This window comes from Paenibacillus sp. FSL L8-0470 (assembly GCF_038008625.1).
Lineage (GTDB): Bacteria > Bacillota > Bacilli > Paenibacillales > Paenibacillaceae > Paenibacillus_AQ.
The window spans coordinates 3,246,597-3,272,406 of sequence record NZ_JBBOZM010000001.1; the positions used below are offsets into that span (position 1 = coordinate 3,246,597).

24 protein-coding genes and 1 riboswitch are annotated in these 25,810 nt (G+C 46.6%); of the genes, 14 read left to right on the top strand and 10 right to left on the bottom strand.

The features are described from left to right. Positions 1–112: 112 nt before the first annotated feature. On the top strand, positions 113–1,096 hold the full coding sequence (locus NST99_RS14680; RefSeq protein WP_341092657.1) for a diaminopimelate dehydrogenase: 984 nt from the start codon (positions 113–115) through the stop codon (positions 1,094–1,096). Positions 1,097–1,239: 143 nt separating this feature from the next. Here NST99_RS14680 and gdhA read toward each other — a convergent pair whose 3' ends face one another. From gdhA to NST99_RS14695, 3 genes are all read right to left on the bottom strand, one after another. Beyond that, on the bottom strand, positions 1,240–2,613 hold the full coding sequence (gdhA, locus tag NST99_RS14685; protein ID WP_341092659.1) for an NADP-specific glutamate dehydrogenase: 1,374 nt from the start codon (positions 2,611–2,613) through the stop codon (positions 1,240–1,242). Between the two features lie 581 nt (positions 2,614–3,194). Then, the gene (locus NST99_RS14690; protein ID WP_341092661.1) at positions 3,195–4,247 is read right to left on the bottom strand and encodes a suppressor of fused domain protein; all 1,053 of its coding nucleotides are present in this window, start codon (positions 4,245–4,247) and stop codon (positions 3,195–3,197) included. A 19-nt stretch (positions 4,248–4,266) separates the two neighbouring features. Beyond that, complete coding sequence (locus tag NST99_RS14695) at positions 4,267–5,187, bottom strand: aminoglycoside phosphotransferase family protein (RefSeq protein WP_341092662.1); 921 nt, start codon at positions 5,185–5,187, stop codon at positions 4,267–4,269. 229 nt (positions 5,188–5,416) lie between these two features. Here NST99_RS14695 and NST99_RS14700 point away from each other — a divergent pair, with 229 nt between their 5' ends. Together NST99_RS14700 and NST99_RS14705 are read left to right on the top strand one after the other, a co-directional pair. Then, positions 5,417–6,370 (top strand): NADP-dependent oxidoreductase, encoded by a 954-nt coding sequence (locus NST99_RS14700; protein ID WP_306080841.1) that lies wholly within the window; start codon positions 5,417–5,419, stop codon positions 6,368–6,370. A 425-nt stretch (positions 6,371–6,795) separates the two neighbouring features. Continuing rightward, positions 6,796–7,395, top strand: coding sequence for an AraC family transcriptional regulator (locus tag NST99_RS14705; protein ID WP_341092666.1), 600 nt, complete (start codon positions 6,796–6,798; stop codon positions 7,393–7,395). 134 nt (positions 7,396–7,529) lie between these two features. On the opposite strand, the gene NST99_RS14710 is transcribed toward NST99_RS14705, so the two are convergent. Then, complete coding sequence (locus NST99_RS14710) at positions 7,530–7,907, bottom strand: PilZ domain-containing protein (protein WP_341092667.1); 378 nt, start codon at positions 7,905–7,907, stop codon at positions 7,530–7,532. Between the two features lie 177 nt (positions 7,908–8,084). Beyond that, positions 8,085–8,195, top strand: a riboswitch (purine riboswitch). Positions 8,196–8,270: 75 nt separating this feature from the next. On the opposite strand from NST99_RS14710, the gene NST99_RS14715 reads away from it, so the two are divergent. Next, the gene (locus tag NST99_RS14715; protein WP_341092668.1) at positions 8,271–9,227 is read left to right on the top strand and encodes an EamA family transporter; all 957 of its coding nucleotides are present in this window, start codon (positions 8,271–8,273) and stop codon (positions 9,225–9,227) included. A 160-nt stretch (positions 9,228–9,387) separates the two neighbouring features. Then, on the top strand, positions 9,388–9,942 hold the full coding sequence (locus NST99_RS14720; protein ID WP_341092669.1) for a CueP family metal-binding protein: 555 nt from the start codon (positions 9,388–9,390) through the stop codon (positions 9,940–9,942). A gap of 95 nt (positions 9,943–10,037) precedes the next feature. Here NST99_RS14720 and NST99_RS14725 read toward each other — a convergent pair whose 3' ends face one another. Continuing rightward, on the bottom strand, positions 10,038–10,400 hold the full coding sequence (locus NST99_RS14725; RefSeq protein WP_038591044.1) for a winged helix-turn-helix transcriptional regulator: 363 nt from the start codon (positions 10,398–10,400) through the stop codon (positions 10,038–10,040). A 123-nt stretch (positions 10,401–10,523) separates the two neighbouring features. Between NST99_RS14725 and NST99_RS14730 the strand changes: the two genes are divergently transcribed. Then, positions 10,524–11,150, top strand: coding sequence for a nitroreductase family protein (locus NST99_RS14730; RefSeq protein WP_341092674.1), 627 nt, complete (start codon positions 10,524–10,526; stop codon positions 11,148–11,150). Positions 11,151–11,379: 229 nt separating this feature from the next. Further along, positions 11,380–11,646, top strand: coding sequence for a hypothetical protein (locus NST99_RS14735; protein ID WP_341092676.1), 267 nt, complete (start codon positions 11,380–11,382; stop codon positions 11,644–11,646). A 28-nt stretch (positions 11,647–11,674) separates the two neighbouring features. On the opposite strand, the gene NST99_RS14740 is transcribed toward NST99_RS14735, so the two are convergent. Next, positions 11,675–12,187 (bottom strand): MepB family protein, encoded by a 513-nt coding sequence (locus NST99_RS14740; protein ID WP_341092677.1) that lies wholly within the window; start codon positions 12,185–12,187, stop codon positions 11,675–11,677. A 676-nt stretch (positions 12,188–12,863) separates the two neighbouring features. Here NST99_RS14740 and NST99_RS14745 point away from each other — a divergent pair. The 3 genes from NST99_RS14745 to NST99_RS14755 all read left to right on the top strand — a co-directional run bounded on the left by NST99_RS14745 (position 12,864) and on the right by NST99_RS14755 (position 16,431). Continuing rightward, complete coding sequence (locus NST99_RS14745) at positions 12,864–13,475, top strand: TetR/AcrR family transcriptional regulator (protein ID WP_341092679.1); 612 nt, start codon at positions 12,864–12,866, stop codon at positions 13,473–13,475. Beyond that, positions 13,453–14,151, top strand: a complete 699-nt coding sequence (locus tag NST99_RS14750) for an ABC transporter ATP-binding protein (protein WP_341092680.1) — start codon at positions 13,453–13,455, stop codon at positions 14,149–14,151. The genes NST99_RS14745 and NST99_RS14750 overlap by 23 nt, the downstream gene beginning before the upstream one ends. Positions 14,152–14,280: 129 nt before the next feature. Then, positions 14,281–16,431: an FtsX-like permease family protein gene (locus tag NST99_RS14755; RefSeq protein WP_341092682.1), complete on the top strand. Its 2,151-nt coding sequence runs from the start codon at positions 14,281–14,283 to the stop codon at positions 16,429–16,431. A 122-nt stretch (positions 16,432–16,553) separates the two neighbouring features. On the opposite strand, the gene NST99_RS14760 is transcribed toward NST99_RS14755, so the two are convergent. The 3 genes from NST99_RS14760 to NST99_RS14770 form a co-directional block, all read right to left on the bottom strand. Next, a complete protein-coding gene (locus tag NST99_RS14760; RefSeq protein WP_341092684.1) occupies positions 16,554–18,617 on the bottom strand; it encodes a methyl-accepting chemotaxis protein in 2,064 nt (687 codons plus the stop codon). Positions 18,618–18,840: 223 nt separating this feature from the next. After that, a complete protein-coding gene (locus NST99_RS14765; protein WP_341092686.1) occupies positions 18,841–19,821 on the bottom strand; it encodes a BtrH N-terminal domain-containing protein in 981 nt (326 codons plus the stop codon). Then, entirely contained in the window at positions 19,811–20,383 is a 573-nt protein-coding gene (locus tag NST99_RS14770; protein ID WP_341092688.1) for a PadR family transcriptional regulator, read from the bottom strand. Before NST99_RS14770 ends, NST99_RS14765 begins: the two co-directional genes overlap by 11 nt. 223 nt (positions 20,384–20,606) lie before the next feature. Here NST99_RS14770 and NST99_RS14775 point away from each other — a divergent pair, with 223 nt between their 5' ends. Continuing rightward, positions 20,607–20,984 carry a BlaI/MecI/CopY family transcriptional regulator gene (locus NST99_RS14775; protein WP_341092689.1) on the top strand — a complete coding sequence of 126 codons (378 nt, stop codon included), beginning with the start codon at positions 20,607–20,609 and terminating at the stop codon, positions 20,982–20,984. A gap of 5 nt (positions 20,985–20,989) precedes the next feature. Then, positions 20,990–23,254: a M56 family metallopeptidase gene (locus NST99_RS14780; RefSeq protein ID WP_341092690.1), complete on the top strand. Its 2,265-nt coding sequence runs from the start codon at positions 20,990–20,992 to the stop codon at positions 23,252–23,254. Positions 23,255–23,266: 12 nt separating this feature from the next. Here NST99_RS14780 and NST99_RS14785 read toward each other — a convergent pair whose 3' ends face one another. Continuing rightward, the gene (locus tag NST99_RS14785; protein ID WP_341092693.1) at positions 23,267–23,743 is read right to left on the bottom strand and encodes a GNAT family N-acetyltransferase; all 477 of its coding nucleotides are present in this window, start codon (positions 23,741–23,743) and stop codon (positions 23,267–23,269) included. Between the two features lie 420 nt (positions 23,744–24,163). On the opposite strand from NST99_RS14785, the gene NST99_RS14790 reads away from it, so the two are divergent. Further along, positions 24,164–24,898 (top strand): helix-turn-helix transcriptional regulator, encoded by a 735-nt coding sequence (locus NST99_RS14790; protein ID WP_341092694.1) that lies wholly within the window; start codon positions 24,164–24,166, stop codon positions 24,896–24,898. Between the two features lie 93 nt (positions 24,899–24,991). After that, a complete protein-coding gene (locus NST99_RS14795) occupies positions 24,992–25,636 on the top strand; it encodes a hypothetical protein (protein ID WP_341092697.1) in 645 nt (214 codons plus the stop codon). Positions 25,637–25,810: the final 174 nt, after the last annotated feature.

The following is a 25,810-nucleotide window of genomic DNA, read 5'->3' on the forward strand; positions in this document are numbered from 1 at the left end:
ACGTATTATCCGAGCCTATTTCTTGAAAAATGTTTACATTTCATGTGATGTATATATACTTGTAATTAAAGTTATTAAATTACCCGGAATTATCCGGCAGGGGAGGATCATCATGAGCAGCAACATTAGAATAGGTATTGTAGGATACGGCAATCTGGGAAGAGGGGTACAGCAGGCGATTCAACAAAATCCGGATATGGAGCTGGTCGCCATCTTTACACGCCGCGATCCCGGCCCGTTGGCGGAGGAAACAGGTGTCCTGACAGAACGCCTTTCCGATGCTGAAAAGTACATAGGCCGAATCGATGTAATGATTTTATGCGGAGGATCGGCGACGGATCTGCCGGATCAGACGCCGCAGCTGGTGAAGCTGTTTAATACGGTGGATAGCTTTGATACCCATGCCAAGATTCCGGATTTCTATGAAAAGGTAAACGCCGCTGCACAAGAGGGCGGAAAAGTCGGTGTGATTTCCACTGGCTGGGACCCTGGACTCTTCTCCATGAACCGCCTGTTAATGCAGGCCGTGCTGCCGGAAGGACAGGATTATACCTTCTGGGGTACCGGAGTCAGCCAGGGGCATTCCGATGCGATCCGCCGTGTGCCGGGCGTCAAGGCTGGAGTCCAGTATACTGTACCGGTGCAGGCAGTAATTGAACGTATTCGCTCCGGTGAGACGCCGCAGCTGTCCACCCGCGAAAAGCACCGCCGCGACTGCTTCGTCGTAGCGCAAGAGGGGGCAGATCAGGAAGCCGTACGGCGTACCATTACAGACATGCCTGATTATTTTGCCGACTATGATACGACGGTGACGTTTATTACAGAAGAAGAGCTTGCCGCAGAACATTCCGGCATGCCGCACGGCGGATTTGTCATCCGCAGCGCAGTCACGGGCAACGGCAGCAAACAAATTGCTGAATTCGGTCTGAAGCTCGACAGCAATCCAGAATTTACGGCCAGCGTACTTATAGCCTATGCCAGAGCCGCTTACCGGCTGAGCAATGAAGGGGCTGTTGGGGCGAAGACGGTATTCGATATTCCACTGGGCTATCTTTCTCCGAAAGCTGCGGAAGTCCTGCGCCGCGAATTGCTGTAACAGCAGCACAGACAGATCAGACGCGATGCACTTATCGACAGCTGAAAATATCATAACAAAAAGACGTGCCGGTTTGCGGCACGTCTTTTTGTGTGATGATTTTACGAATGTTCCTTAAGCAGAAGCCGGGCAGCCTGTCAGTCTTAGACGACCCCTTGGGCCAGCATAGTGTCGGCTACCTTCAGGAAGCCGGCGATGTTGGCACCGGCTACCAAGTTGCCGGGCACTTCGTATTCATCTGCTGCCCGGACGGCGCTGCGGTAAATGTTCTTCATAATCTGCCGCAGCCGTTCATCCACCTCTTCAAAGGCCCAGGACAGCCGCATTCCGTTCTGGCTCATTTCCAGACCTGATACGGCTACACCGCCGGCATTGGCTGCCTTGGCCGGTGCGAACAGGATTCCATGCTCCAGAAAGTAATCAATGGCCGGCAGTGTAGACGGCATGTTGGCGCCTTCGCCGACAGCCTTCACCCCACCTGCTACAAGCGTCCGCGCTGCCTCTTCATCCAGCTCGTTCTGCGTGGCACAAGGCAAGGCTATCTGGCAAGGGATAGTCCAGATGGCTGTGCTGCCTTCCGTATATACTGCATGGGGATGCTCTTTGACATATTCGCTGATCCGCAGCCGTTCTTGCTCTTTTAATCGCTTGACCGTATCGACATTGATGCCTTTCGGATCATAGATGTACCCTGCGGAATCGCTGCAGGCGACAACGAGTGCACCAAGCTGCTGTGCTTTTTCCATGGCATAAATCGAAACGTTGCCTGAACCGGAAACGACGACGGATTGCCCATGGAAGTCCAGTCCTTGCGCGGCCAGCATTTCCTGCACGAAATAAACGAGGCCGTAGCCTGTAGCTTCTTTTCTCGCCAGGCTTCCGCCGTATAACAAACCTTTGCCGGTAAGCACACCTGCTTCATGGCCCCCGCGTATCCGTTTATATTGACCGAACATATAGCCGATTTCCCGCGCGCCGACACCAATATCACCTGCAGGGATATCCGTGTCTGGACCGATATGGCGGTATAGCTCAGTCATGAAGCTCTGGGCGAAGGCCATGATTTCCCGGTCTGACTTCCCCTTGGGATCGAAATCGGCACCGCCTTTGCCTCCCCCGATCGGCAGGCCGGTCAGAGCATTTTTGAATATCTGCTCGAAGCCCAGAAATTTGACAATTCCCGAATAGACGGATGGATGGAAACGAATGCCGCCTTTATATGGTCCGATAGCACTGTTGAACTGGATCCGGTAGCCGCGGTTGACGCGGATCTGACCGGAGTCATCGCTCCAGGGAACACGGAAGGAAATGCTGCGTTCCGGCTCAACCAGCCGTTCCAGAATGGCATGCTCCATGTAATGGGGGTGGCGGGCCAGCACGGGTACTAGGCTATCCAGAATTTCTTTGACAGCCTGATGGAACTCGCGTTCCTGAGGATCGCGGTGTTTGACCTCTTCATAGATACGCCGTACATAACTTTCGGCCGAAGCTGAGGCTTCCGGTGTAAGGGTAGACACTTGATGAACACTCCTTGTCTGTATAGTGGATATGGATAAACCCATCATTTACTAAGAATTTAAAAGAATTTTACTAAAACCTGACATCCTTTTGCCAATCAATTCTTTTTTGATGGCCTATCAATAATTTCTATGAAACTAACAAAAGGTGTTATATTTATGCATTGGACAGCATTTATTCTGCGCCCGCCGCAGTATAAATATACGTGTGATCCGGCAGGGAGAAGACGATTACAGCGGGAAATGCGGGTGAAAGTGTAGTGATTATACACGGCAATCCACCTATGAAGTAGAGCCAAAGGGTCAAGTGTAATTCTATTGAAGGATGTTTGAGAGGAAAAGAACTTCCAGGAGGTTATTTGATGAATCAATGGATCACTTGCAATTCAAAATGGGGTTTATAATTTATAGAAAAGGCTACGATGACGTTCTGCTGGAGGGAACGGGAAACTACAAAGTGTGGTCATCCTGGAACAGCTGCTGCCCATGCTGGATGCCACGGGCAACAAGCTTACTCCTGAAATTGAAGCCTTTCTCAAAACAGCATTAAAGCCTATTAGCGCTTCAAATCTTTAACGGGCTTATCCGATACTTTCGACGATATTTCCTTCACTGTCTTTGATATGGGTAGGTACGATACTCACAATGAGTTCCGGCCAAGCTGGAACCGCGAAAGTTCCGGCTACCGGGGTAAGCAGCAGGGCAATTGCTGCCGCCGAAGCAGGATCAAGCTTAATTGTGACTGAATCCTCCTGTTCCTGTACTTCTCTGGCCTCACCCGGCTCGAAGACGATCCGGGTCTCCGGGCCGGATAAGGTTAAGTTACGCTTTTTTAAGATTCTTCCCCGCAGCAATTTACCAACAACCTCTGCCTGCTTTGCGCCGATGGTCAATGTCTTGGACATGCTCCCGGCAGGTGAAGGATTCCAGGACAACTGATCAACATAGAGAATTCCGGTATTTGAACCCTCTGTCTCACTTCCAATCCGAACGGCTTCAGAAACCGCAGGGAGGCTCAGCAGCGAATCTCTCAGCAGATTAGTTGTGTAGAGCGGTATATGCTCAGAGATTGCCGAAAGAACGCCAAGCGTATTCCAGACCTGCATAGCCAGCAGCTCTTCTTGCGTAATGCCGATCATTTGCAGAAACTCCACCCGCCCGTTAGGAGTCTCGATCTCCGGTAGCTGGGGATCAGCAATGAAGGAGAGGGCAGTCAGAAGCGTATCTGCTCCCTGACAAATAGGTCCATTCGCGTCCATGTAATCACCAGACCGGAAGATATTGCCGCTGCCAAACACATATCTCCCCATATTCTGAAGGAGATTCAATGCCCAGGCCGGGGGCTCATCTTCGTTGTCTGATTTGGACAGCCGGAAGGTCAATTCAAATCCATAACCGCTGTATTCAGGATCGCTGCTCTCTTTATCGTAAAGCTCTGAGAAGCCGTAGGTAACAAAATGCCAATGGGCTACAGGCTCTTTCACTTCATACACACTGATGCCATTCAGAGGATCAGGGCCTCCCAGCGTATACGGAATTATAGTTCCGTAGTGTTTGGGCTCTTGGTCTCCATAGATGTTCTGTAAAGCCGCGTCTATAGCGTCCCAACCCGAAGCGTTTTCTACTCCACTCATTTTTCTGCAAACCTCCTTGTTAATGTGGAAACAACTGTTTTTGCAACAACAGCCTTAATTCGTCTATGCTTGCTACACGATCTCTTGGGATGTCACTTCTTTCGAAATAATCCTTCAAGATGAAACCACAGAAAAGATGAATAGAAAGGCCTTTAATTAGTGCATCCAGGAACAATTCGCGGTCTTCTTCCCCGATATATTCCGCCACCAGCTCTTGATCGCATAAGAACAATTCAAATATGATTGCAGGCAGCTCGTAATAGGCTGGAGCCATGATGCAGTCTGCAAAGTCGATTAGCGTAACGGAGCGATCAGTACCAATGATCAGATTATCTCTCGTGATATCACCGTGTACCAAAACCACTTCATCATAATCCAGGTTCTCAGCGCATCTTGCCAGCTCTTTGATGAGATTCGGATTCAACCCATCCATGCGGTTCATTCGGTTGTCTTGAATTCTGAGGTCAATACGGGGCAGCAAGTTTTGCGCCGGCTGATGGAGTTTAACAGAGATCTGTTTGATATGATTTACAAATTCTTTCTTCTCGGATGAAGAAGCTAATAAAAGTTCCTGAATGGAAAATGCGGCAGGTACATAATCCATAATAAGATAACGAAACAAATACTTGTCCATAAACTCACCGTGCCCGATGATCTTGGGGATGGAAATATTGTGATTCATAGCAAATTCCATTACTGCCAGTTCAGTAGCGTAGTCTTGTTGCGTATCCAAGTTAGTTTGTATAGGGGCGTAGATTTTAATGATTAGCTCATTGGCTTTGAAGACTGCGTTGGTGCCTGGAGGAAGAGTCTCTAAGGATTTTACCAAAGGTAATCCTTCTTTATCGAAGATCGCCTTGGCTAAAGGGAAAAAGGCTTCCTTCGATTGGAAAACGCTGCTCCAGGAATCCCACCCGTTCAAATTATGTTCAAATAACAATAAATTCTCCTCCGAACCTTCAGATTTTAGTTGGCATAGAAGACTATACTCATTAGGATACACATTTTGTATCTATTTTCCAAAGGAATATTTCACTGTTAGCGGATTATTGCCTAATTCTCCAAAACTACACTTTGCTACATTATACCGATATACAACAAATTGTGGCAGAATCAGGTCCGGAGGGTAATCAATAAGGAACCTGGATTTGGTTCAGGAAGATATTCTCTTGAAGAGAGGCGTGATCCGAAGCATGAAGGCAGTTGTGATTGAACAATTTGGCGGACCTGAAGTATTGGTGGGCAAAGAAATTCCCAAGCCGGTGATTGAACCCAATCAGGTATTGATTCGGCTGAGGGCAACATCTGTAAATCCGGTGGATTTTAAAATTCGGCAAGGTGCTATGGGCTCTGCCACTGGTGATTTTCCATTAGTGTTAGGCGGAGATGCCGCCGGTGTGGTCGTTGAGGTAGGCGAGAATGTGAGCCGGTTTAAGGCGGATGAACGTGTCTTTGCACGTCCGCGTGATTTCGGCACTTATGCCGAGTATATCGCGGTAGATGCGGATGTGGTGAGCAAGATGCCCAAAGCATTCAACTTTGAAGAAGCTGCAGCCGTGCCGCTGGCAGCGATGACAGCGTGGCAGGCGCTCGTTGACCACGGGAAGATTAAAGAAGGCGATAAGGTTCTAATTCACGCCGGTTCGGGCGGGGTCGGCACGTTTGCCATCCAGTTGGCCAAACATTTCGGAGCAGAAGTGGCCTCAACAGCCAGTTCCAGGAACAAGGAACTGTTGGAATCGCTCGGTGCCGATCGTTTTATTGATTATAAAGAAGAAGATTTTTCGAAGGTCCTCTCAGACTATGACCTCGTGCTGGACACGATGGGTGGGGATATCCAGCGTAAAAGCTTTGAGATCTTAAAACCCGGCGGCAGGCTGGTCTCTCTTGTTGAGAAACCTGATGAGCAGCTGCAGGAGAAATACCAAGTCACCGGCGTTCAATTCATGATGGAGCCCAGCGGCAGTCAGCTGGAGAAGCTTGCAGAGCTTGCCGATCAAGGCAAACTGCGGGCGGTAATTGACAGTACCTTCTGGCTGAACGAAGAAGGAATCAGGCAGGCTCATGAAAAAAGTGAAACGCATCATGCAGCTGGTAAAATTGTCCTCCGTGCCGAGCAGTAGGGGGTGAGGCGGCGGTATTGCCTAGCGGTGCGTTCAGCTATGGCAACTGCGGGCTGTGAACCTCCGCAAGTACGTCGAACAAACCGGAGGCAGTCTAAATAACGAAGCAAGAGCCCGAGTCTGTCGCGGGCTCTTGCTTCGTTGTGTGTAAAGGCAGAGCAGCAATAGGCTGCTAATCTGCCGCAGATATACTAGGAGGGCCGGACAACAAGTTCATTTATAGCGGTATCGGCCGGTTGTTCGATGGCAAAAAGGATTGTCCGTGCAACAGCCTCGGCCGGGAGTGCCTGCTTCCGGTATTCCTTCATCAGCTCTTTCGCATACTCCTCCGAAATGCTGTTGGCCAGTTCGGATTCAGTAACTCCCGGCGAAATTTGCCTAATTCTCCAAGCTGGATTACAGTAAAGAGAGAGGAGGGGGCAAAGATGAGCCAGACCCAACCGGAAGAAGAACTGTCCTTAGAAGGGCAGAGGGAACTGGCTTCCTTGATTGAACGGCATACAAGAACCGATGGAAAGCACCAGAGCGCAATACCTTCGCTGCTTTTATTCCGCGCTTCCTGCGAGCAGGAGCCGCAGTTCGCGATCTATGAGCCGGCTCGTTGTATGATTGCCCAGGGAAGCAAAATGGTAATGCTGGGCAAGGAGAGCTACCGTTATGACCCGAGGTCGTATTTGCTGGCATCCGTACATCTCCCTATCAAAGGTCAAATCCTGGAGGCGACGGCAATTCGGCCGTATCTGGGCCTGCAGTTAAATTTTCAACCGGATCAAATTGTCGATATGCTGCAGATGCCGCGTTCTGGCGGGGAAGCCGGGAATCATTCCAGCCGGGGGCTGGCGGTGGGTTCCGTCAGCTCCTCTCTGCTGGATGCCGTCATTCGGCTGATCCGGTTGATGGATAACCCGGAGGATATTGAAGGTCTGGCGCCATTGATGATCCGGGAGATTTTGTATCGGGTCATACAAGGGGAACAAGGAGCGTCTACCAAGTCTTTTGTTGTCAGAGACCACAGAAGCCGCTGAGGCAGCATTTCAGGTGGGATACGAAAGCCCGTCGCAATTCAGCCGGGAATATGCCCGCCTCTTCGGGCAGCCGCCCATCAGGGATGTCAATCAGTTGCGGCATAGGCTGTCAAGAAGCTGACACCGCAACTCTTCTATTTGACAATGATTTTGCTTTGCCCGGCCAGCAGCCGGAGTTCACGCGGAAGCCGGTCGCGTTCATGTTCGGGGATGTCCAGCTGGACGCCGTAATAATGATTATCTGCTTCCTCACGGCCCCAGCGCAGCGTGCCCTCCAACTGCAATGGTTCTTCATGCAGGACGAGGTTTAAGCTGACCCGGATTTGATTGCTGTCTACTCTAAGCGCAAGCGGCATCTTAAGACCACAACCTGAACGGCTGATGTCATACATGAGCGCCTGTACGGGTTTGGCGGGAGCGGGTATTCCATTTATGCTTACAATAAACAAGTTGAAGGAGACCGGCTCCTTAAAGGTGTATCGGAAAGGTTCTTTTCTGTGGTTGATCTTCATCGGTACCTCCATAATTTTCCTGGCAATATCAGCATATATCTATCATCGTCAGGAAACGTCCTGTGATGAAGAGTAACACTTCAGTTCCATAGGGGTTCCTAAGACAAAACCACAAATTTAAAGAAATTAGTGTTGACGTCTGCTCACTTGCCGTGTAACATATGAACAGTCGAAACACAGAAAACTACATACTGTTCTCGTATAACCTCGCAGCCATTTGCTACATACAGGGCGAGGGTTTCTACAGGAAGCCTATTCTTCCTAACTACGATGACAAGGATCTAATGTTATGATCCTTGTCCCCGGAGTTAGGATTTTTTGTGTGCAGCGGCCGATTCAGAAGATTCAGGAGGATTAATAAACATGAAAGATTTGAAATACCTCATATCCGTCTTAGTGGGGGCCATGAGCTATGGTATCCTATCAACAATTGTTGTGCTGGCTTACGGAAAAGGATATCAGCTCGGGGAAGTGGTCGGTACACAGTTATTGACCGGCTGCATACTCGCTTGGCTGCTGGCTATCTATACAAAAGTCAAAGAAAACCGCAAACAAAAGAGCCACGGCATTCCAGCCGCAGCAACGCAGCGTGTGTCAACAGCACTGACCTGGAAGCATAGACTGCTGCTCATGCTCGCCGGAGCTCCGACGGTGTTGACTGGTCTGCTGTATTATCAGTCGCTCCGTTATATTCCGGCATCGCTGGCGATCATCCTGTTGTTCCAGTTCACATGGATCAGTGTGCTGATTCAAGCTGTAAGCAAACGCCAGCGTCCCGATAAAATTACACTGCTGACTTTGCTGCTGCTGTTCGGAGGAACATTGCTGGCCGCGGGGATTTTGGATCAAGGTGCCGCCCATTTCAATATCTTGGGGCTCACTTTAGGCCTGCTGTCTGCGGTAAGCTATTCGATGTTCATTATATTCAGCGGCAAAGCCGTTCCTGCCGCACACCCGGCCTACCGGAGCGCCTGGATGATTACCGGCGGATTTATATTATTATGCATTTTATTCCCGCCAACCTTCATCTTCAACGGTTTGCTGTGGGGACAATTGCTGCTGTATGGTTTCCTGCTGGGTTTGTTCGGCGCCTTTATTCCGCCTGTGCTGTTTGCAATCGGTGTTCCCCATATTGGCGGCGGAATGGCAGGGATTCTTGGTGCCGCCGAGCTGCCGGTTGCAGTTCTGCTGTCCTCATTTGTACTGCATGAGCATGTAAGCTGGCTGCAGTGGACTGGCGTCATTATAGTGCTGATCGGAGTTGTGCTTCCTGAACTGTATAAGCTGCGCTGGAAAAATACACGCGTAATAACGTCATAATCTTATTGTTCCTTTGTCAAAGGCCGGTATCCACTCAGGAGGAGTTGGACAACCGGCCTTCTTTGATATTGTTACTCTTTTGCGAATATCATCTGTGCCACGCGCACAATTGTACGATCTCGGTTACAATAAAATAAACGGACAAGGAGATGAATTCAAGATGAACAAAAAAACGCTGGCGGCTGCTGGAGTAGTTGCTATCGCGCTGGGGACATACCTATTTGCGGGAAACACCGAAAAACAAAAACCTGAACATGACATAGCACCTAATATTAAACAAATGGTACATGATTTCAGTACAGGCAACACAACGGCCCAATCGGCTTCTATCACTTCCGGGCAGCTTATCGTGACTGGTGACAATTCAAAAGAAATCACCTACAATCTGCCTGAGGATGAGTTTTTTCTGTCCATCGCGCCTTACATAGATAAAACACACCCTTGCGCAATCCATAGCCTCACTGGCTGTCAGGGCGAAATGACGGATGAAGAGTTCAGTGTAGGGATTGAGGATTCAGAGGGGAACTCCGTAATGGACAAAACTACAATGAAATCACAAGACAATGGATTTATTGATCTGTGGCTGCCGCGTGACAAAACATACCATATAACGGTGGAGCATGACGGGAAAACCGCGGAATCCGCCATCTCTACTTTTGAGAACGACGACACCTGTATTGCAACCATGCAATTAAAAGACAAAGAGAGCTTGTAAGCCCCCTTGAGAAGGAAGCTGTTTAGCTCTAGTTAATGATCGGGGGCAATCCGGCACAACTGGAATGCCCCCACGATAAACCTCCTTATGTCCTGCTATTGAGGATTATTTTGGTGCGTGCAGTAAAATTGTCCGTCTCGCTCTATCTCCTTCAACACTGCATATTCATGGCCCCAGTCACACATTGTATTTAACACGGGCACAAAAGATTGGCCCAACTCCGTTAGACTATATTCTACTTTTGGTGGAACCTCCTGAAAGATCTCTCTTTTTACAAGTCCGTCTTTTTCCAGCTGACGCAATTGATCGGTTAATACTTTTTGTGTGATCCCCGGAATGTACTCATAAAACTCCTTGGTTCTGACCGGATTCCGGCTCAAAAAGAAAAGAATTAAACACTTCCACTTTCCGCCCACAATATTCATAAATATATTTATCCCTGAATTATATTGGACCAAGTCCCGTTCCTCCCCAATAGGCACTTAAAAGTGGGTAAACCACAATTTTGTGCGTTATTTTCCTGTGTAATCTTTACTACTATAATTTGAAAAGCAAGATAAATAAAGGTGGGAGTGAATAACATGAGTGTGAAAAATATTTTAGAACATCGGAATTCAGTCCGGCATTATGATCCGGATTATAAAATCAGCCCGGAACTGCTGGCTTCATTCATTGAAAGTGCAAGCAAATCACCCAATGGAAATAATGTACAGGCTGTCCGGTACCTGATTATTGATGATCCTCAAATTCAAAAATCATTATTACCTATAGCATACAATCAGCAGCAAGTGGTAGACGCCTCCGCTGTATTGGTGATGCTTGGTGATTATAAAGCGTTCCAGGACGACAACATTATTCAGATTCACGAGGAAGGGTTTCAAGCTGGTTATTTCGATGAATCTTTAAGAGACTACCTGGCAAATGCGGCCATCGGATATTATGCCAGTAAATCAGACGAGGACCTCCGGATGGAATTAACCAGAGATGTAAGTCTTGCAGCTATGTCATTGGTGTTGCTGGCGAATGAAGCCGGACTGGACACAATTACAATGTCAGGTTATGATTCCAGGCAGCTAAAGGAAACTTTGGATATTTCCGAAAGATATCTGGATGTAATGCTTATTGCTATCGGTAAAGGGATTAAAGCAGGGCATCGGACGGTGAGACATGAGGTAAATAAAGTGATTTATAGAAATAAACTAACTTAACTCAGACCGAATGGATATTTTGCAGATACTCTATAATCGGAAATCTCAACGCGCTGCAAACCGCATTGTCAGACGGCCTGGACATCAACATTGAGCTAGAACTAAGCAAATTCACTAAGGTTACTCCTCTGGAATTGGCGCTTATCAAAGACCGTTTGGACGTCGTCCAGCTGCTGGTGGAGCAGGGCGCGAAGTTGAATACACCGGTTAAAGCGGAGAGAATCTGCGTGTGAAGCTTCCGGCGAACAACTATGGAGTCGATTACATCGACTTCTTCACCCTGACGGACACAATTGAAATGAAGTCCGGCCGGCAAAAGCTGCTGCGCCTGTCGGCAGAAGTAGACGATTACACGGATATCCTTATCGTGTGGCATCCGGGCTCACAAAAGATCGGCTACTACGATGTAGAGCATCAGGAATATGCTCCTTTGGCTAAATTCGCGGAGTTCATGGCCGATCCGGCCCTGTATATGACCAGAATTCTGGAAGGCTAGATTGCAGCCCTACAAACTGCACATGGGATCAGCTGGAGTATAATTCTATTAATTTCTGTGTCTGTAAACAATCTTTGTTATTTACAATAGCAAAATAGGGTAATTGCCAGCTTTGTGTAGCTATAGCTTGTTTGCTGGTGGGGGTATCCCAACTAGGGTAGACTCTAATGGCCATTTTTCCATTTGCCTTAGTTGTTGTAAGGATATTATGTTTCACAAGAACATCTTTTGGGAAAACGAATTGTCCAAAGCGATTATTAGGTGCATCAAAAGTATTAATAACCAATAAGTCTGTGGCCTTTTCATATGAAAAGGCTTGGTTTTTATGATGACAATCTTTTTCCCATATTGCGACAAATTGTCCTGTTTTGGTTGGTGTTATTTTGGCAACTCTGAATCTGACCGATTTAGAATTCAGCTGGAATACACCAGCCCCATAATCAGAATTTTGGGGTTCTTCCCGGACGGATGCTATCGTTAATTGATTAGGTTCATACAAAATTTCTTTTACATAGGATAGTGCCTCAAAAAATCTATTCATTTTACAACTCCTCATTTTACTGCTTTAAAGAATCCCCCACAAATACTAATCCCAGTCCATAAAAAATGTGGACTCCAACTGTCCGTGTTCACACTCCGGGCAACTCAAATGAACAGGCACCAAGTGTTCCAAGGGTGTAAGCCTCAGGGTATCCATGCATCTTTTACAAGTATAGATCGTTACAAACTGAGATGTGTCCGAGCACATTTTCATAAATAATTCATTTCGGACAGCATTACAGGATGGGCAGACATATAAAGCCTTATAAGCGTCGAAGGTCGTGGCAGGATCTTTTTGAAAATGTTCAATCTGTTGTTTGAGCGCAAGGTCTTTTACAAATGAGGCAATGGACTCCAAGCTGAAATAATAGAAACCAATTCCAATATATATATCTTCAGTATATGTACAGTGATCACAGGTCAGTTTGTAGCCTTGTCCCATTTTACGCACCTCTTGGATTTATTTCTGTATTGGCTTATATGTGATTTTAGCACAGTTTTTGGCCAGGAGGATGGACGGATTGAGTAACTGTGAAGTTCAACACAATGTAGCGCTCATCCAGTTGTGGACAGACAAACGTATATTGACAAAAGCGACAGTGGTGTCATAAAATCAAAAAGCGACAGTCGTGTCACATTTTTGAGTGGAAGTTCTTTTAGCGATTGGAGGAATGAGGATGGCCAAAAAATCAGTGGAAAAGAGACAATTGATTCTGAGTAAAGCACTAGAGTTATTCGTTCGCAAAGGATTTCATGCTGTGACGATGAGCGATATTGTAGAGGAGTGCCAGATTAGCCGAGGTGGTTTGTACCGTTATTACAGCTCTACAGATGATATCTTCCGCGAACTGTTGCGTGCAAATGCCATACATACAGAGGAAATCTTTGAATCTATGATGGGGGCAGGCAAGCCCTATCGTGAAATCATGGAGCTGTTTTTGTCCGGGCAAAGAGCGGAGCTACGCCAGATTAATAACAGCATGATGACTGCAGCCTATGAGTTTTTCCTCTCACACAAAAGCAAATCAGACAGGGAGTTCTTACAGCAGCAGTACATACAATCAGCGGCTTTTCTCAGCAGGCTGATCCAGTACGGCAATGAACGGAAAGAGACGGAGTTAGCCTCCCCGGATATAGTTGCCAATCAGTTGCTGATATTTTTAGAGGGCCTGAGGGTGCTGGGTTTATCCGTTGATCTTACAGATGAATTTCTGGAGGAGCAGTTCAAGTGGTTTCAAAATAATCTGTTCGGAGGCCATCCCCCTTATGAAAACAATCCTTACAGTTAACGAGGTAACGAAGCAATACAGGAACAATGAACTCATTCTCAAAGAGGTTTCACTGGAAATAGAGGAAGGAAGCTTCACGGTTATCATTGGGCCAAGCGGGTCAGGAAAATCCACCTTGCTCAACATCATGTCCGGATTACAAAAGCCGAGCAGCGGAACTGTATTCTTCGGAGACAAAGACATTACACAATTCAGCGAACATGAGCTTGCTGATTTTCGCAGACAAGATATCGGTCAGATTTTCCAGCAATATTTGCTGCTCTCCCATCTCACGGCAGAAGAGAACATCAGGATTGGTGCGCCTGCATCGGGTGGAGCGTATTCTGTGCAAGAATTGGCGGAGATGCTGGATATATCTGGTGTTTTGGACCAATATCCAGGCGAATTGTCGGGAGGCCAGCAACAGCGGGTAGCCATTGCCAGAGCTTTGATCAAGAAGCCGCGTATGCTGTTTTGCGATGAGGCTACTGGGGCTCTGGATGAAACAAACAGCAGAAAGGTTATTTCTTTGCTGCATCAGATTTGTGTTAAATATGGTGTAACTGTACTTTTCATCACCCACAATTACGAAATCGCGAGAACCGCAGATCGTGTGATTACGATTAAGGATGGATCGATGATTAAAGATATACATCAGAAGAATCCTATTCCTGTGGAACAAATGAGCTGGGTATAGCGCGTGCAGACTGAAGGGGAATGGGGCGGAATTGGATTGCACTATTTAAAAAAGCAAATAGTTAGCCTGTTGAAGCAAAACCGTGCTTATGGAGCAGTGCTGCTGTTGATTATTTTGTTAACCTCTTTTATGTATTTTTTCGTGCAATTTTCAGTTGACCGGAATGTAACGAATATGGAGTACTACTTGAGAAATCAAAACCAGGAAGATGTCAGATTCCAGTTCACCGGCACAGCAGACAAGAACAGGGTATTGAAGGGGTTAGAGAATAAACTGATTACCGAGGAACGCAGCATTAAGAAAGTGAAGGGGGAGAACAAGACTTATTTTCTGCTTAGTGAACCTCAGCGGCTGAATATGCCTTATATCGTGAAGGGCAGGCTGCCGGAGCAAGCAGATGAAATTGCGGTCTTGCCGCAATTTCTGCAACAGAATAACCTGCAAGTTGGCGATTCATGGAGAATCGGAGAAGTAAGCTTTACGATTACTGGTTCAATGTATTTGCCGGATTACTTATCGTTTATACCCTTTGGTGAGGTTCAGCAAAATTATTCCGATGCTACGTTCGTTCTTGTCTTACCGGAAGTCTATGACAGACTAGAGGGGCAGGAGAGTCAATATTATGCCGGAGCCTTGCGAGAGGGCGTTGATCACCTATCAAAGGAAAGCCTGCTGGCAGAACCAGCTTTTTCTTATTTAGCATCGGCCGCTGAGATAGACAGCGATACAGAACTGCAAAAGGCGCTGGAATCAAATAATGGACTGGCGCAGTCTTTTTTGATTGTGCTCGGTTTAATATCTTTTTTCATCTTTTATATGTTTTTTAAACGATTCATGTCGCTGCACAAGCAAGATTTGGGCTGTTTAAAAGCACTTGGCTTTACCGGGAGGCAAATAACTTTTGTCCTGATAAGGTTTACCTTCGGAATTGCAGGCATAGGTTGCCTCTTGGGGATGGGGTTAGGATATCTTGGATCCAACGTGCTCATGGGCATGCTGGAAAGCACTTATTCCTTCCCGTTTTTTGAACGGGGGATTCATTTCGGGTCAGCCGTTAAAGGCATCTTATTTCCAGTCGGGGGAGCAGTTCTTATAACGTGTTATGCAGCGGTTCCGTTTTTGAAGCAAGAAACCCATGCTTTGTTAAACATTTCAGCGCAGCCGCGGCCGGTCAAGGGTGTCTTGCGGGCTGCCAACCGGGTAGTTAATCTATTGCCGGAGAAGTGGCGGTTGCCGTTCCGTGTTGCACTGCGAAAATGGAATGCCTTAATCCTTAGTGCTTGTGCGATTCTGCTGACTACCTTGTTGTTCTTGCTAAGTTATTCCTTATATCAATCCAGCGGTACAGCCTTGAATGCCCAAATGGCTGGCATTGATTATACCTATGACATTACCTATCCGGAATTTCAGAATGATGATGCGAATGCCAGATCCTCCCGGATGTATTATCTCCAGCAACAAGTGCAACTAAAGCAAAAGAAAGGCAGTATCATCTCAGCGCAAATGCTGGGACTCGATAGCGGGGGGACGCTGTTCACGCTGCTCGATGCCAATAATAACGGCCTCAGGATGGATAACCTGAAAGGAGTCATTGTCAGCCGCTCATTCAGCTGGTTATATGGCATCAAGAAGGGGGATACTCTCAACCTTATACTGGATCGGCAAAATGTGGAGGTTGTCGTTCAGTCGATCAGTCAAAACGGGGATACGGATACGATATATACTTCCAAAGATAACCTCGCTGGTTGGATGAAGGTGGAGCGTTCACTGCATTCGGGGGAGTTAAGTGATGAAATGAATTCTTCCGCCAACGTTAAAGTGGTAACTGCTGCGGATAAAAGAGCTGCGCTGGAAAGCAGCGCTGTTTCAAGTCGTTCAAGTGCTGTCATTAATCAAATGATTGGCGTTGTAATTGGCGTTTTACTGATATACCTGATTCTCCTGCTTAATTTTCAGGACAGTACCCGGGATATGAAAATACTCCGGCTGCTTGGTTACAAATCAGCCGAAATCAGCCGTTTGCTGATTGACGTGTACAGACCGCTGCTGGTATTGCTCTATGTTATTACTCTTCCGTTTGCGGTGTTTATTACAGAACGGATTTTACGGATTCTATCTCTTCAGACTGGTGATTATATACCGTTTAACCTGAATATATGGATGCTGATTCTTCCGCTGGCGCTTATTATGCTGCAATATATGCTGGTTATGCCGATATTCAAGGGTAAGCTGCGCAGAGGAAATAGAGACAACAACAGTATTGAAACGAATACCTGTTGAAATTTTGGTGCTGCGGATCAAAAAGATAAATTAACACAAACAGCGCGCGCCGATGGAATATCGGTGCGCGCTGCCTGCTTAGCATGATTCTGTTATTGAGTTAACAGGGGATAACTTGAGCACTATTCGACCTGGAACTGGTTCAACTCATCCTGAAGTTTTTTGGACAAATGACTGAGTTGCTGGGATAGTTCAGCGACCTGTTCAATGCTGTCCAGTTGTTCCTGCGTGCTTGCACTAACCTCTTCCGTTGAAGCGGAATTCTCTTCTGTAGTGGAAGAGATGATTTCCAGTGCCTGGAGAATTTCATCTTTATGTTTATGGACCTTGGAAGTGTTGCTGCTGATCTGAATCATGCGTAATTTCAAGGCCTCCAAATCCTTGTTAATGCTAAAGAATACCTGCTTCGTAGCCTCCACGGATTTTGCATTTTCTTCAGCAATTTCAAGACCCTGTGCTGTGTATTTAACGGATGCAACAGTTTTTTCCTCGATTTCATGTACCTTTCTGCCAATCTCCTGTGTGGCCTGTGCGGTCTGCTCCGCCAGCTTGCGAACCTCTCCGGCAACAACGGCAAACCCGCGGCCCTGTTCTCCCGCACGGGCGGCTTCAATGGAAGCATTGAGCGCCAGCAGATTGGTTTGTGTGGCAATTTGATGTACTGTATCCACAATGCTTGAAATTTCATGGCGGCTTAGATCAATATCATGAATAGCTGACGATATCGACTGGGTGGAGTTGTGATTTTCTTCCGCCCACTTGGATAACTGATCCAATACACCCAACCCCAGCTCGCTTTGGTCAGCAGAAGCTTGCACCATCGTTTCTATGGCTATGGCATCACTGGCGATTTCGTCAATTTGGCCCGACAGAGATCCGGTTTTTTGCAATATAGTATCTGTTTCGATCGACTGATAGTTGGTCGCATTGGCAATCTCATTAATGGCCGTCGCTGTATCGTTCATGGTTATAGCCGTTCTGGAAGAAATGGATTGCAGATCCTTGGAAGACTGGTTCAATACCTCAGCGGAGGTGCCGACCATCTGGAGCATACCTTGAATTTTCTGGACCATATTGAAGATTCCGTTTGAAATTTGTCCGATTTCGTTGTTGGAATGGGCATCAAACTGAACTGTCAAATCCCCGTTTTCCACCCGCTTGATTTTAGTGAGCAGTATGGGGATTGATCTGAGCAGGTAACGGAGCGTGAGATAAGAAAATAGAACGAGCAGGATCGCAGCTGCAGTAAACCCGCCAAGCGTAACCCAGGTGAACTTTTTTAATTCTGAGAGCACTTCACGCTCCGTAATGGTCAAACCTACGGACCATCCGGTATCTTTACTGATAGCATAGCCAATGTACCGGCTTTCTCCGTTGTCATCAATCAGTTGTACCCCGGATTCGCCAGCTATCATTTTCTTTCCGATTCCTCCAAGATCTCCCGGGAACTCATTAATCTTTTCCTTGGATACCTTAGTCTGGTCAGGGTGATACAGGATATCACCTGTTTTGGAGACGAGAATGGAATAACCTGTGCTGCCAAGCTTGTAGCTTTCCATTATGGCAGGGATGTCCTTAAAGGCTATATCAACCGCTGCAAAACCGATTAATGCATTGTTGTCATCCTTAATCGGATAAAAGATACCCATCAGCGTATCGCCTGAAGTGATGTCAATATAAGGATCGGAATAGTACAGTCCGTCTGCTGCGACTACCGGTTTGTAATATGGCCGTTCCTTAATATTAAAGGCTGCATCGGATGCCTTGCCGTCATTCAAAAGGTAAAAACCTTTGCCGTCAATACTTGCAATCCAAGCATCTGCAAAAGAGGGTTCTGCTTTTACAATGGCTGCCAGAGTCTTCACTACTTCATTGGCATGCGGGGAAGTTATAGCCATTTCCGGAGATTCAGTGGTTTCAATGTATTGTTTAAATATATCATTCGTTGCCATTTGTTTAACTTGTGAGCCCTTTTCCTTAAATAGAGCATCGAATTGACTTACGAGTGCCTGTGTCTTGGTCTGCAGCATGGATTCTTGTTGTTTCACAAGTATGCTTCGAGTGCTGGAAAACATATATGTTCCCAAGATCGAGAAGACGACAACAATAATAACTAAAAGTACAATGGACAAAGTATTTGCTATGCTTGGTGAGCCGAATCGCCATTTCTTTATTTGCTGCAACATATTACCATCTCCCCCGAATCTTTTCTGAGCTAAAAGCTCATAAGAATATGTCGGAAGATTGTAACCCTTTTAATATAGCTTTTATCTAAATGAACGAAATTTAATTTTAAAAAATAAGGATTTGGGAACTTAAATACGTTAAGTGCGATATATGCTGTCCTTATTCTGGATGGGTTTCCAGACAGGTGGAAGGAGATGGGCTGACTGTGGTTCAACCATGAATTTATATGGTCAACAAAAGCTCCATGGCAGAGCGTTCTCTCTGGGCAATATCGCTTAAAAGCTCGGATCCCCGTCTTAGCTCCTGCTGATTTCCGGTTCTTCCAGCATTGTCAATTGACGCTGATACATTGTTCCACAAGAGGGCGATTTCCGTAAACAGCAGATAAGCCTTTTCTATTTTTGAATTACTGAGCAAGTCTACACATTCTTTGAGGAAATCTCTGTATAGGTTGCGAAATAAGGCACCGCCGGTTCCGGCCTTTTCCATTAACATTGCAGTCAAACATAAATCTTTCTCCAAGTCCTTACTGCGAGCAGGCCATTTCAAAATTTCATTGCTCATTTTTTCGATGCCTTTATTGCCCATATTGCGGATCGGCGGATTCAAATAGTCGTGCGCATTATTAAGAATAGAGGATCGTATTGCAGGCAGAAGCGGTGGAAGGTCACCTGTCAGTTCAAGCGTAAAGGAACGGTTCCTGGAACTCATGGTTCCCTTTGCGTTCCTTGCCATGGCCAAACTGGATAACCGTGTGGCTACGAGCCCGCCTTGTTGGCCTGTGTCTGACATGTAGGCGTATTCGTCATCCATACCGTAGATCACGGCATAGTGAGCGGCAAAGTGTATTTTATTCGTAAAGTAATCTAAATAATATGAATCTAATTTAAGGCCTACGGGAACACCTTGCTCTATGCAGCTTTGCACATTCTGCCATGCTTTTGTGACAGAGGAAGTTTCCTTCACCTTCATGTTTAACTGGAGCCGGGATGCCAGGCATGCAGACAGTTCATCTGGCTTCGCTCTGCCTCCAATAAAAGGAAAGTCCATTCCCTTCGAATCCCAATATATAAATCCTAATCCTTGTCCAATTCCGAATAACATCGGCTCCGATAATTGAACGCCTGCATGTTGAAGCAGATTACCCATAGCTGTGGTCTCGCAGTGTTCTCCCTGATAAGGAGCAAAGTTTTCAATCCTCATGATTTTGACCCTCCAATTCCCCTATTAGTTCGTTGATCAGATTGGCGACAAAAATTTTTTCATTCTCGATGAGACTCATCGGGTGAAGAAAAAGAGCCCTGACGTGCAACGGCAACCGGTAGCCGCCTTGTGATTCATATTTTTGCGCGATGTTCCTCAATGACTCCTCCAGAAAAATCTGCCGTGTCTGCAATGCTTCTACAGCTTCATTTATCCCGATAAAAGGGAGAGCCGCCAGCCCGAGATCGAAACGGTTATCCCGTTCCCGTGAGGTAGTTAGGCTAAGGATGATTTCATTTCTCAAAGTGTGCATACCGTCTTCCAGCATGACAAAAGTGGACGGGAGAGGACCTTTACCAGACTTGTGGCCGGATTGTTCGGATCGGATCAGGCCTTTGTCTTTCAATTTCTGCAAACCATTGTAAATAGAAGTAGTGCCTATGTTCGCCCATTCCCGGTAACCCCGCTGCTCGATCAGCTTATTAATCTGGTAACCTGACGCTTGCTTGGATTCCGCAATAATTTGCAATAAGATGAATTCCACGTTGGAGAGACTATACATTTTCTTCCTCCTTATATTACATGAGTGTAATATAACACTAGTGGATTATAACGTCAATAGAGTTAATTTGGGGAACGGCCCAGTTTCGCCGGAAAACTCTGAACATGCATGAAACCTCGCAGATAAGAGCTGCTTCTGGTTGACATAAATGAGATATACTTGTATATTATTGGAATTGGATTACAATTGTAGTCATGGAAACGGGTAGAAGGGCGGAAAGAATATGTCTACGGAAACTCCAAGAATCTCGGATGCCGAGTGGGAAGTAATGAAGGTGCTGTGGGCAGAGGCCCCTCGCACTGCAGGTGAAATTATTGAAGTGCTGGAAGGCAGCCGGGACTGGAACCCGAAGACGGTACGGACACTGATTAAGCGTCTGACCGAGAAGCGGGCCGTCGGGTACAACCAGACAGGAAGGGTGTATTCATATTACCCGCTTGTACGGGAAGAGGAATGCGTTCAATCGGAGACCCAATCGTTTCTGAAACGGATCTACGGCGGAACTCTGCGTCCGATGTTGGTCAACTTTTTGCAGGATGAGAAGTTGTCCCGGGAAGATATTGATGAATTGAAGAGAATTTTGGATGAACGAAAGGACTGAGCTGCTTGCTGGAAGCTGCATACAATCTGTTCGTCAAGGTAGTGTCGCTGTCCGCGATGGCGAGCGTACTGGCTCTGCTGATCCTGGCTGCCCGGTTTCTGTTCAAGGATCGTTTAAAACCGGCCTGGACGTATCTACTATGGATACCGCTGATTGTGAGGTTGGCCATTCCTTGGGCACCGGAGAGCGCGTTCAGCATTTTTAATCTGCTGCCGCTGGAGAAAGAACTGGCGCAGACTACCTCCATTCCGTCAATGCAGCCGATGGTCGGCATTAAGCTTGAGGCCGGGTGGACCGGTGGAGAATCAGGCTCCCCGCCTGACGCTGGAACAGCAGGTGCCGGACTTTCACCGCTAACGACGATACCGGGTCTAATACCGGATAATCCGACCTCGCCGGTTAGTGTTATTCAGCCGGGGACAGGGAATGCTCTGGCTGCAGATGCAGGCTGGACGCCGCTATATTTGCTGGGACTGGTATGGCTTGGTGGAGCTGCAGTGGTACTGGGCCTGTTGGTCCGGGCGCAAATGCGCTTCACGGCGAGGGTTCGGCGGGAACCGGAGGTCATTTCTCCGGACATCCGAATGTTGTTCGAAACCTGTCTTTGCGAACTGCAGGTGCGTCGTCCGGTGAAGCTGATCGAGACGAGGCAGATTCCCGTCCCGGCGCTGCTCGGTGTTATTTGGCCCAGGCTGCTGCTGCCGGCATCCACGCTGCATACTCTGGAGGCAAGCGGGCTCCGCCATGTATTTCTCCATGAACTGGCGCATTTGAAACGCCGCGACATTCCACTGAATCTGCTGACAAGCTTGCTGCTGGCCCTGCATTGGTTCAACCCGCTGCTGTGGTATGCCGTACGCCAAATGAAAGCGGATCAGGAGGTCGCGTGTGATGCACTGGTCTTGACACATCTTGAACCGGAATGCCACAGAAGCTACGCGCTGACTCTTCTCAAACTGTTGGAAACATTACCTGGCCCGATCAGTCTGGCCGGAGCAGCTGGCATTTCAAGCAATAAAAAGGAAATGGAAAGAAGGATAATCATGATCACAAGGCATAAGAAAATCACAGCAAAGAACACGCTGTTGGGCCTGGCCGTAATTATGCTCTTAAGCGGCTGTAGCCTGACCGGGGCCAAGCTGAATTCTGCGCCGGTCCCGGAGAAGAGTACTCCTGCTGCTTCCCCGGCAGCTTCACAGGATAAAGATACCACTGCATCCGGTGTCAAAGGGACTCTGTTGGGAGAAAAAAACGGGATCACTGTGACCGCTAAGCCCACAGGGGAGAATACGCTTTTGCATGAAGTCACAGTTAATGTACGGGGTGAAGTGAGCCGCACGTTCTTGTGGGATGCCGGTAAAGACGAGACGCGGCCTCCGATCATTGATGAAGCTGACCTGAACGGGGACGGTACTAAAGAAATCTTCATTCGTATTACGACCGGCACCGGCACAGGACTTTATATGAATGACATTCATGTTCTGCAGCCTGTTACCCTGGAAGAGCTTGTGGTGGAGGATCCGGTCGAAGCGCTGAATCAGAGGCTGAAATCCTCCATTACACACCGCGATAACCATACCTATGTCTCTGCTGAACTGGATGGAAAGCATATGAGCAAAGTTTATGATTACACTGAGGCAGCATGGGGGGAGAAGGTCGGATTTGGTGCTATAGTTTCGTATGAGCTGACAGGCGGCCGTATCGTGGCCCGCTTGTCCGGCGCTGCGTCTATGACTGAGTTTCCGCTCGATGTTGTTGTTGTTTACGGCAAGGACCTGACCCTTGACAGCGTACAGATGTACTATGGCTCGTTCGTTGCTCCGCCGCTCAGCGAACAAGAGATCAAGTCCATGATGGAACAAAGGCTTCCTGCAACCGGCTGGACCTTTGGCAAAGACGGCGACCAATACACTGTGGATTTCACTGATCCGCCGAACGGCGAAGGGCAAGGTAACACCTATAAAATCAATCCGTTTACCGGAACGGTTTATGACGCTATCTCCGGCAATCCCTTGAGAAGCCTTGTAAACAGGGAAGCGATAGATTTGTGGGAGATCTCTGACGGCAGCAAATACCAGAAGGAGCTGTATAAGCTGCTCCAGCCCATTCTGGATACCGAAGGCTTCGAGCCGGTCAGCAAGGACTGGATTTCCGGCTTTACCGGGGATGGTTATTTGTTCGGTGAAGTCAGGAAAGAGGGCAGGGAATTCACGATTAAAGCCGATGTCTTTACCAGCCAGTGGGAAGAAATTCCTGATCCGTATAAATAGTTAAGCCGCATTTCAGATTTGCAATACGGTTACTAACTCGTTGTTACAGATTTCGCCGTTGTCACGGAAGCCGAAACTTTCATAAAGCTTTTGGGCGAAGGAATTTTCGCCTGCATAAGGGATCCAGCAGTAATTTGCAGGCCCGGCTGGAAAGGTGCGGATAAATTCCAAAATCTTTGTCATAGCTGCCCGGCCATAGCCCCGATTCTGGAATTGCTTGTCAATCATTAGCCGCAGGATGCAATAATTACCGTCTGCTACTGACGGGAGATCGTATCCGGTGATTCCATAAGTCAGCATTACAAAACCGACAGGCTGTTCATCCGCATAAATAGCAAATGGAAACGGATGACCCCCATTGGTGGTCAGAACATAACATGAAGCCATACTTGACAGATTGGACGCAACATAACGGCGTTGGTCTTCTGAAACCTCCAGATTAAAGATGGCACGCCGGTTTTCCAGCGTGATTTTTCTGAGCGTAATCATGTAATGTGTCTCCCTTCATTTTTCGTTTTGCGCCGCGGCCGCTTATATAACATACAATTTATACAAAAAAAGTAATAGACTTATATTGTATTTTTTTATAGACTAATATGTATCCATGGCTTTTTTAGATATCGTCTTATTTGGTAGTGTTGGCTACCCCCCACATAATTGTTCCGCTTTTATTATTTCGTTAACGTATAGCTTTACGCCGCCAGAACCTTGGCGGTTTTTTTGCATTCTCCGCGAAAAATACTTCTATATAGATTGAACTTAAAAACTTGAGATAAGGAAAGGAGGAACGGAAGATTAAAATTTAAAGAGAGTTATTCATAAAATTTAAGTTCTCCTGCAGTTATTCCGATATGTATAAAAGGAATATCCACAATCTGGATGAGCATAAACGGAAGGAGAAATATAGTAATGATTAATATCATCGATACATCTTGCAGACTTGGGAAAGAAGGCTGCTTGCTATCGAATACGCAGCAATTTATCCGGAAAAGTGCACCGAATCAACTATTAATTGAAGTTTTCCAGGACTGTATATTCAATATTAAAGAACATCTTTCCGGCACTTTTTTATTTCTTCTTACGGATGAAGAGGGAGTTCTGCTCGCGATGGATTACAGCCCTAACTTGGAGAGAACAGTGAGCAGGTCGCCTATTCACTTAGGAATGCTTTTTACTGAGGATCATTGTGGTGTAAATGCAATATCAGAGGCCATTGCCCAAGGCTGTCCTGTGTATTTACCGCCTGAAGATCATGAGAACCCTTTTTTTAAAGATTGGCATTGTTTTTCGATTCCTTTAATTGTTAATGAAGAAATTGTTGGTTATCTCGATGTCTCCACGATTAATTCGGATATGAAAAGTGAATTGATCGCGATTGCCAAGCTGATTCCGGCAGATATGTTGATCAATTACCAGGACCAGCTTGTAAATCAGGCCGCTGAACAGCTTTCAGCACAACTAAGTGAACGTCAATTAAACGTACTTGAACTGATTTCTCAAGGACTGACAGGAAAAGCGATTGCTTCAGAATTAAAAATCAAAGAGTGTACAGTGAATCATCATAAGAAAATTATTTTTGATAAATTGGATGTTCGATCCAGCTCAGAAGCTGTTTCTGTCGCGACCCGGATGTCATTGTTTTAGCACTTCCCTATAGTTTTATATAGTGGGAAATGATGGGGCAACATGCTAAAATTATCTGGTGTTTAAAAAAGAGAGAGACATCAGGAGGGTATAATGAAGAAAAAAGTTGGATTATTATCAATGGTAATGGTTTTAATGCTGATGATGGTTACGGCATGCGGGGGGAAAGATAAAGAAGTAAGCTTAGGTGTGACTGAAAGTGGTACATATAAGAATGATTACTTTGGTGTGTCCCTTAACTTCCCAAAAGAATGGGTTTTCCAGAACAAAGATGAGATGATAGAGACTATGGAGGCTGGCTTGGAAATTGTTGCCGGTGATAATGCAGACAAGAAGAAAAAGTTGGATCTGGCAAAAACCAAAACACTTAACCTGTTGATGGCTTCCAAATTTTCGTTAGACTCAGGTAAAGTCGGACCTTCCATTGTCTCTGTTGCCGAGAAGTTAAGCATGCTCCAAGGTATTAAGGACGGTAAGGACTATCTGGAAGCTTATATAAAGCAGGCGAAGGCAAGCCAGCTGCCGTATGAATTTGCAGAAATCACGACGGTAAAAGTCGGTGGCAAAGATATGGACATGTTGAAAGGTACCATTGATAACGGAGACTTGGGAGTAGTCACACAAGAATATTACAGCACATTAATTGAAGGCTATTCATTCAACTTTATTCTTACATACGTAGATGATGCGTCGAAGGCTGAAACGGATAAGATTTTGGAATCTGTTTCGTTTAAATAATAGGCTGGCCTATAAGTCCAAACTGTAATAAAACACAGAGCAGCGATTCTCCTGTTACCGGAGAACTGCTGCTCTGTGTTTTTTGGGTCATTAGCGGCTTGAAATGGAGGGAATGACATCTCTTTATTGGCGAGAGAGCTGCTATAATGACGTGGAGGAATACTTGAAAAAATT

Excerpts from the sequence above, each read along its gene's own strand:
- NST99_RS14775 (WP_341092689.1), top strand. The coding sequence starts at position 20,607 with ATGTCTACGGAAACTCCAAGAATCTCGGATGCCGAGTGGGAAGTAATG.
- NST99_RS14750 (WP_341092680.1), top strand. The coding sequence starts at position 13,453 with ATGAAAACAATCCTTACAGTTAACGAGGTAACGAAGCAATACAGGAAC.
- NST99_RS14705 (WP_341092666.1), top strand. The coding sequence starts at position 6,796 with ATGAGCCAGACCCAACCGGAAGAAGAACTGTCCTTAGAAGGGCAGAGG.
- NST99_RS14710 (WP_341092667.1), bottom strand. The coding sequence starts at position 7,907 with ATGAAGATCAACCACAGAAAAGAACCTTTCCGATACACCTTTAAGGAG.
- NST99_RS14785 (WP_341092693.1), bottom strand. The coding sequence starts at position 23,743 with ATGATTACGCTCAGAAAAATCACGCTGGAAAACCGGCGTGCCATCTTT.
- NST99_RS14795 (WP_341092697.1), top strand. The coding sequence starts at position 24,992 with ATGAAGAAAAAAGTTGGATTATTATCAATGGTAATGGTTTTAATGCTG.
- NST99_RS14745 (WP_341092679.1), top strand. The coding sequence starts at position 12,864 with ATGGCCAAAAAATCAGTGGAAAAGAGACAATTGATTCTGAGTAAAGCA.
- NST99_RS14720 (WP_341092669.1), top strand. The coding sequence starts at position 9,388 with ATGAACAAAAAAACGCTGGCGGCTGCTGGAGTAGTTGCTATCGCGCTG.
- NST99_RS14680 (WP_341092657.1), top strand. The coding sequence starts at position 113 with ATGAGCAGCAACATTAGAATAGGTATTGTAGGATACGGCAATCTGGGA.
- NST99_RS14790 (WP_341092694.1), top strand. The coding sequence starts at position 24,164 with ATGATTAATATCATCGATACATCTTGCAGACTTGGGAAAGAAGGCTGC.
- NST99_RS14755 (WP_341092682.1), top strand. The coding sequence starts at position 14,281 with ATGTATTTTTTCGTGCAATTTTCAGTTGACCGGAATGTAACGAATATG.
- NST99_RS14730 (WP_341092674.1), top strand. The coding sequence starts at position 10,524 with ATGAGTGTGAAAAATATTTTAGAACATCGGAATTCAGTCCGGCATTAT.
- NST99_RS14740 (WP_341092677.1), bottom strand. The coding sequence starts at position 12,187 with ATGAATAGATTTTTTGAGGCACTATCCTATGTAAAAGAAATTTTGTAT.
- NST99_RS14760 (WP_341092684.1), bottom strand. The coding sequence starts at position 18,617 with ATGTTGCAGCAAATAAAGAAATGGCGATTCGGCTCACCAAGCATAGCA.
- NST99_RS14770 (WP_341092688.1), bottom strand. The coding sequence starts at position 20,383 with ATGTATAGTCTCTCCAACGTGGAATTCATCTTATTGCAAATTATTGCG.
- NST99_RS14765 (WP_341092686.1), bottom strand. The coding sequence starts at position 19,821 with ATGAGGATTGAAAACTTTGCTCCTTATCAGGGAGAACACTGCGAGACC.
- NST99_RS14690 (WP_341092661.1), bottom strand. The coding sequence starts at position 4,247 with ATGAGTGGAGTAGAAAACGCTTCGGGTTGGGACGCTATAGACGCGGCT.
- NST99_RS14715 (WP_341092668.1), top strand. The coding sequence starts at position 8,271 with ATGAAAGATTTGAAATACCTCATATCCGTCTTAGTGGGGGCCATGAGC.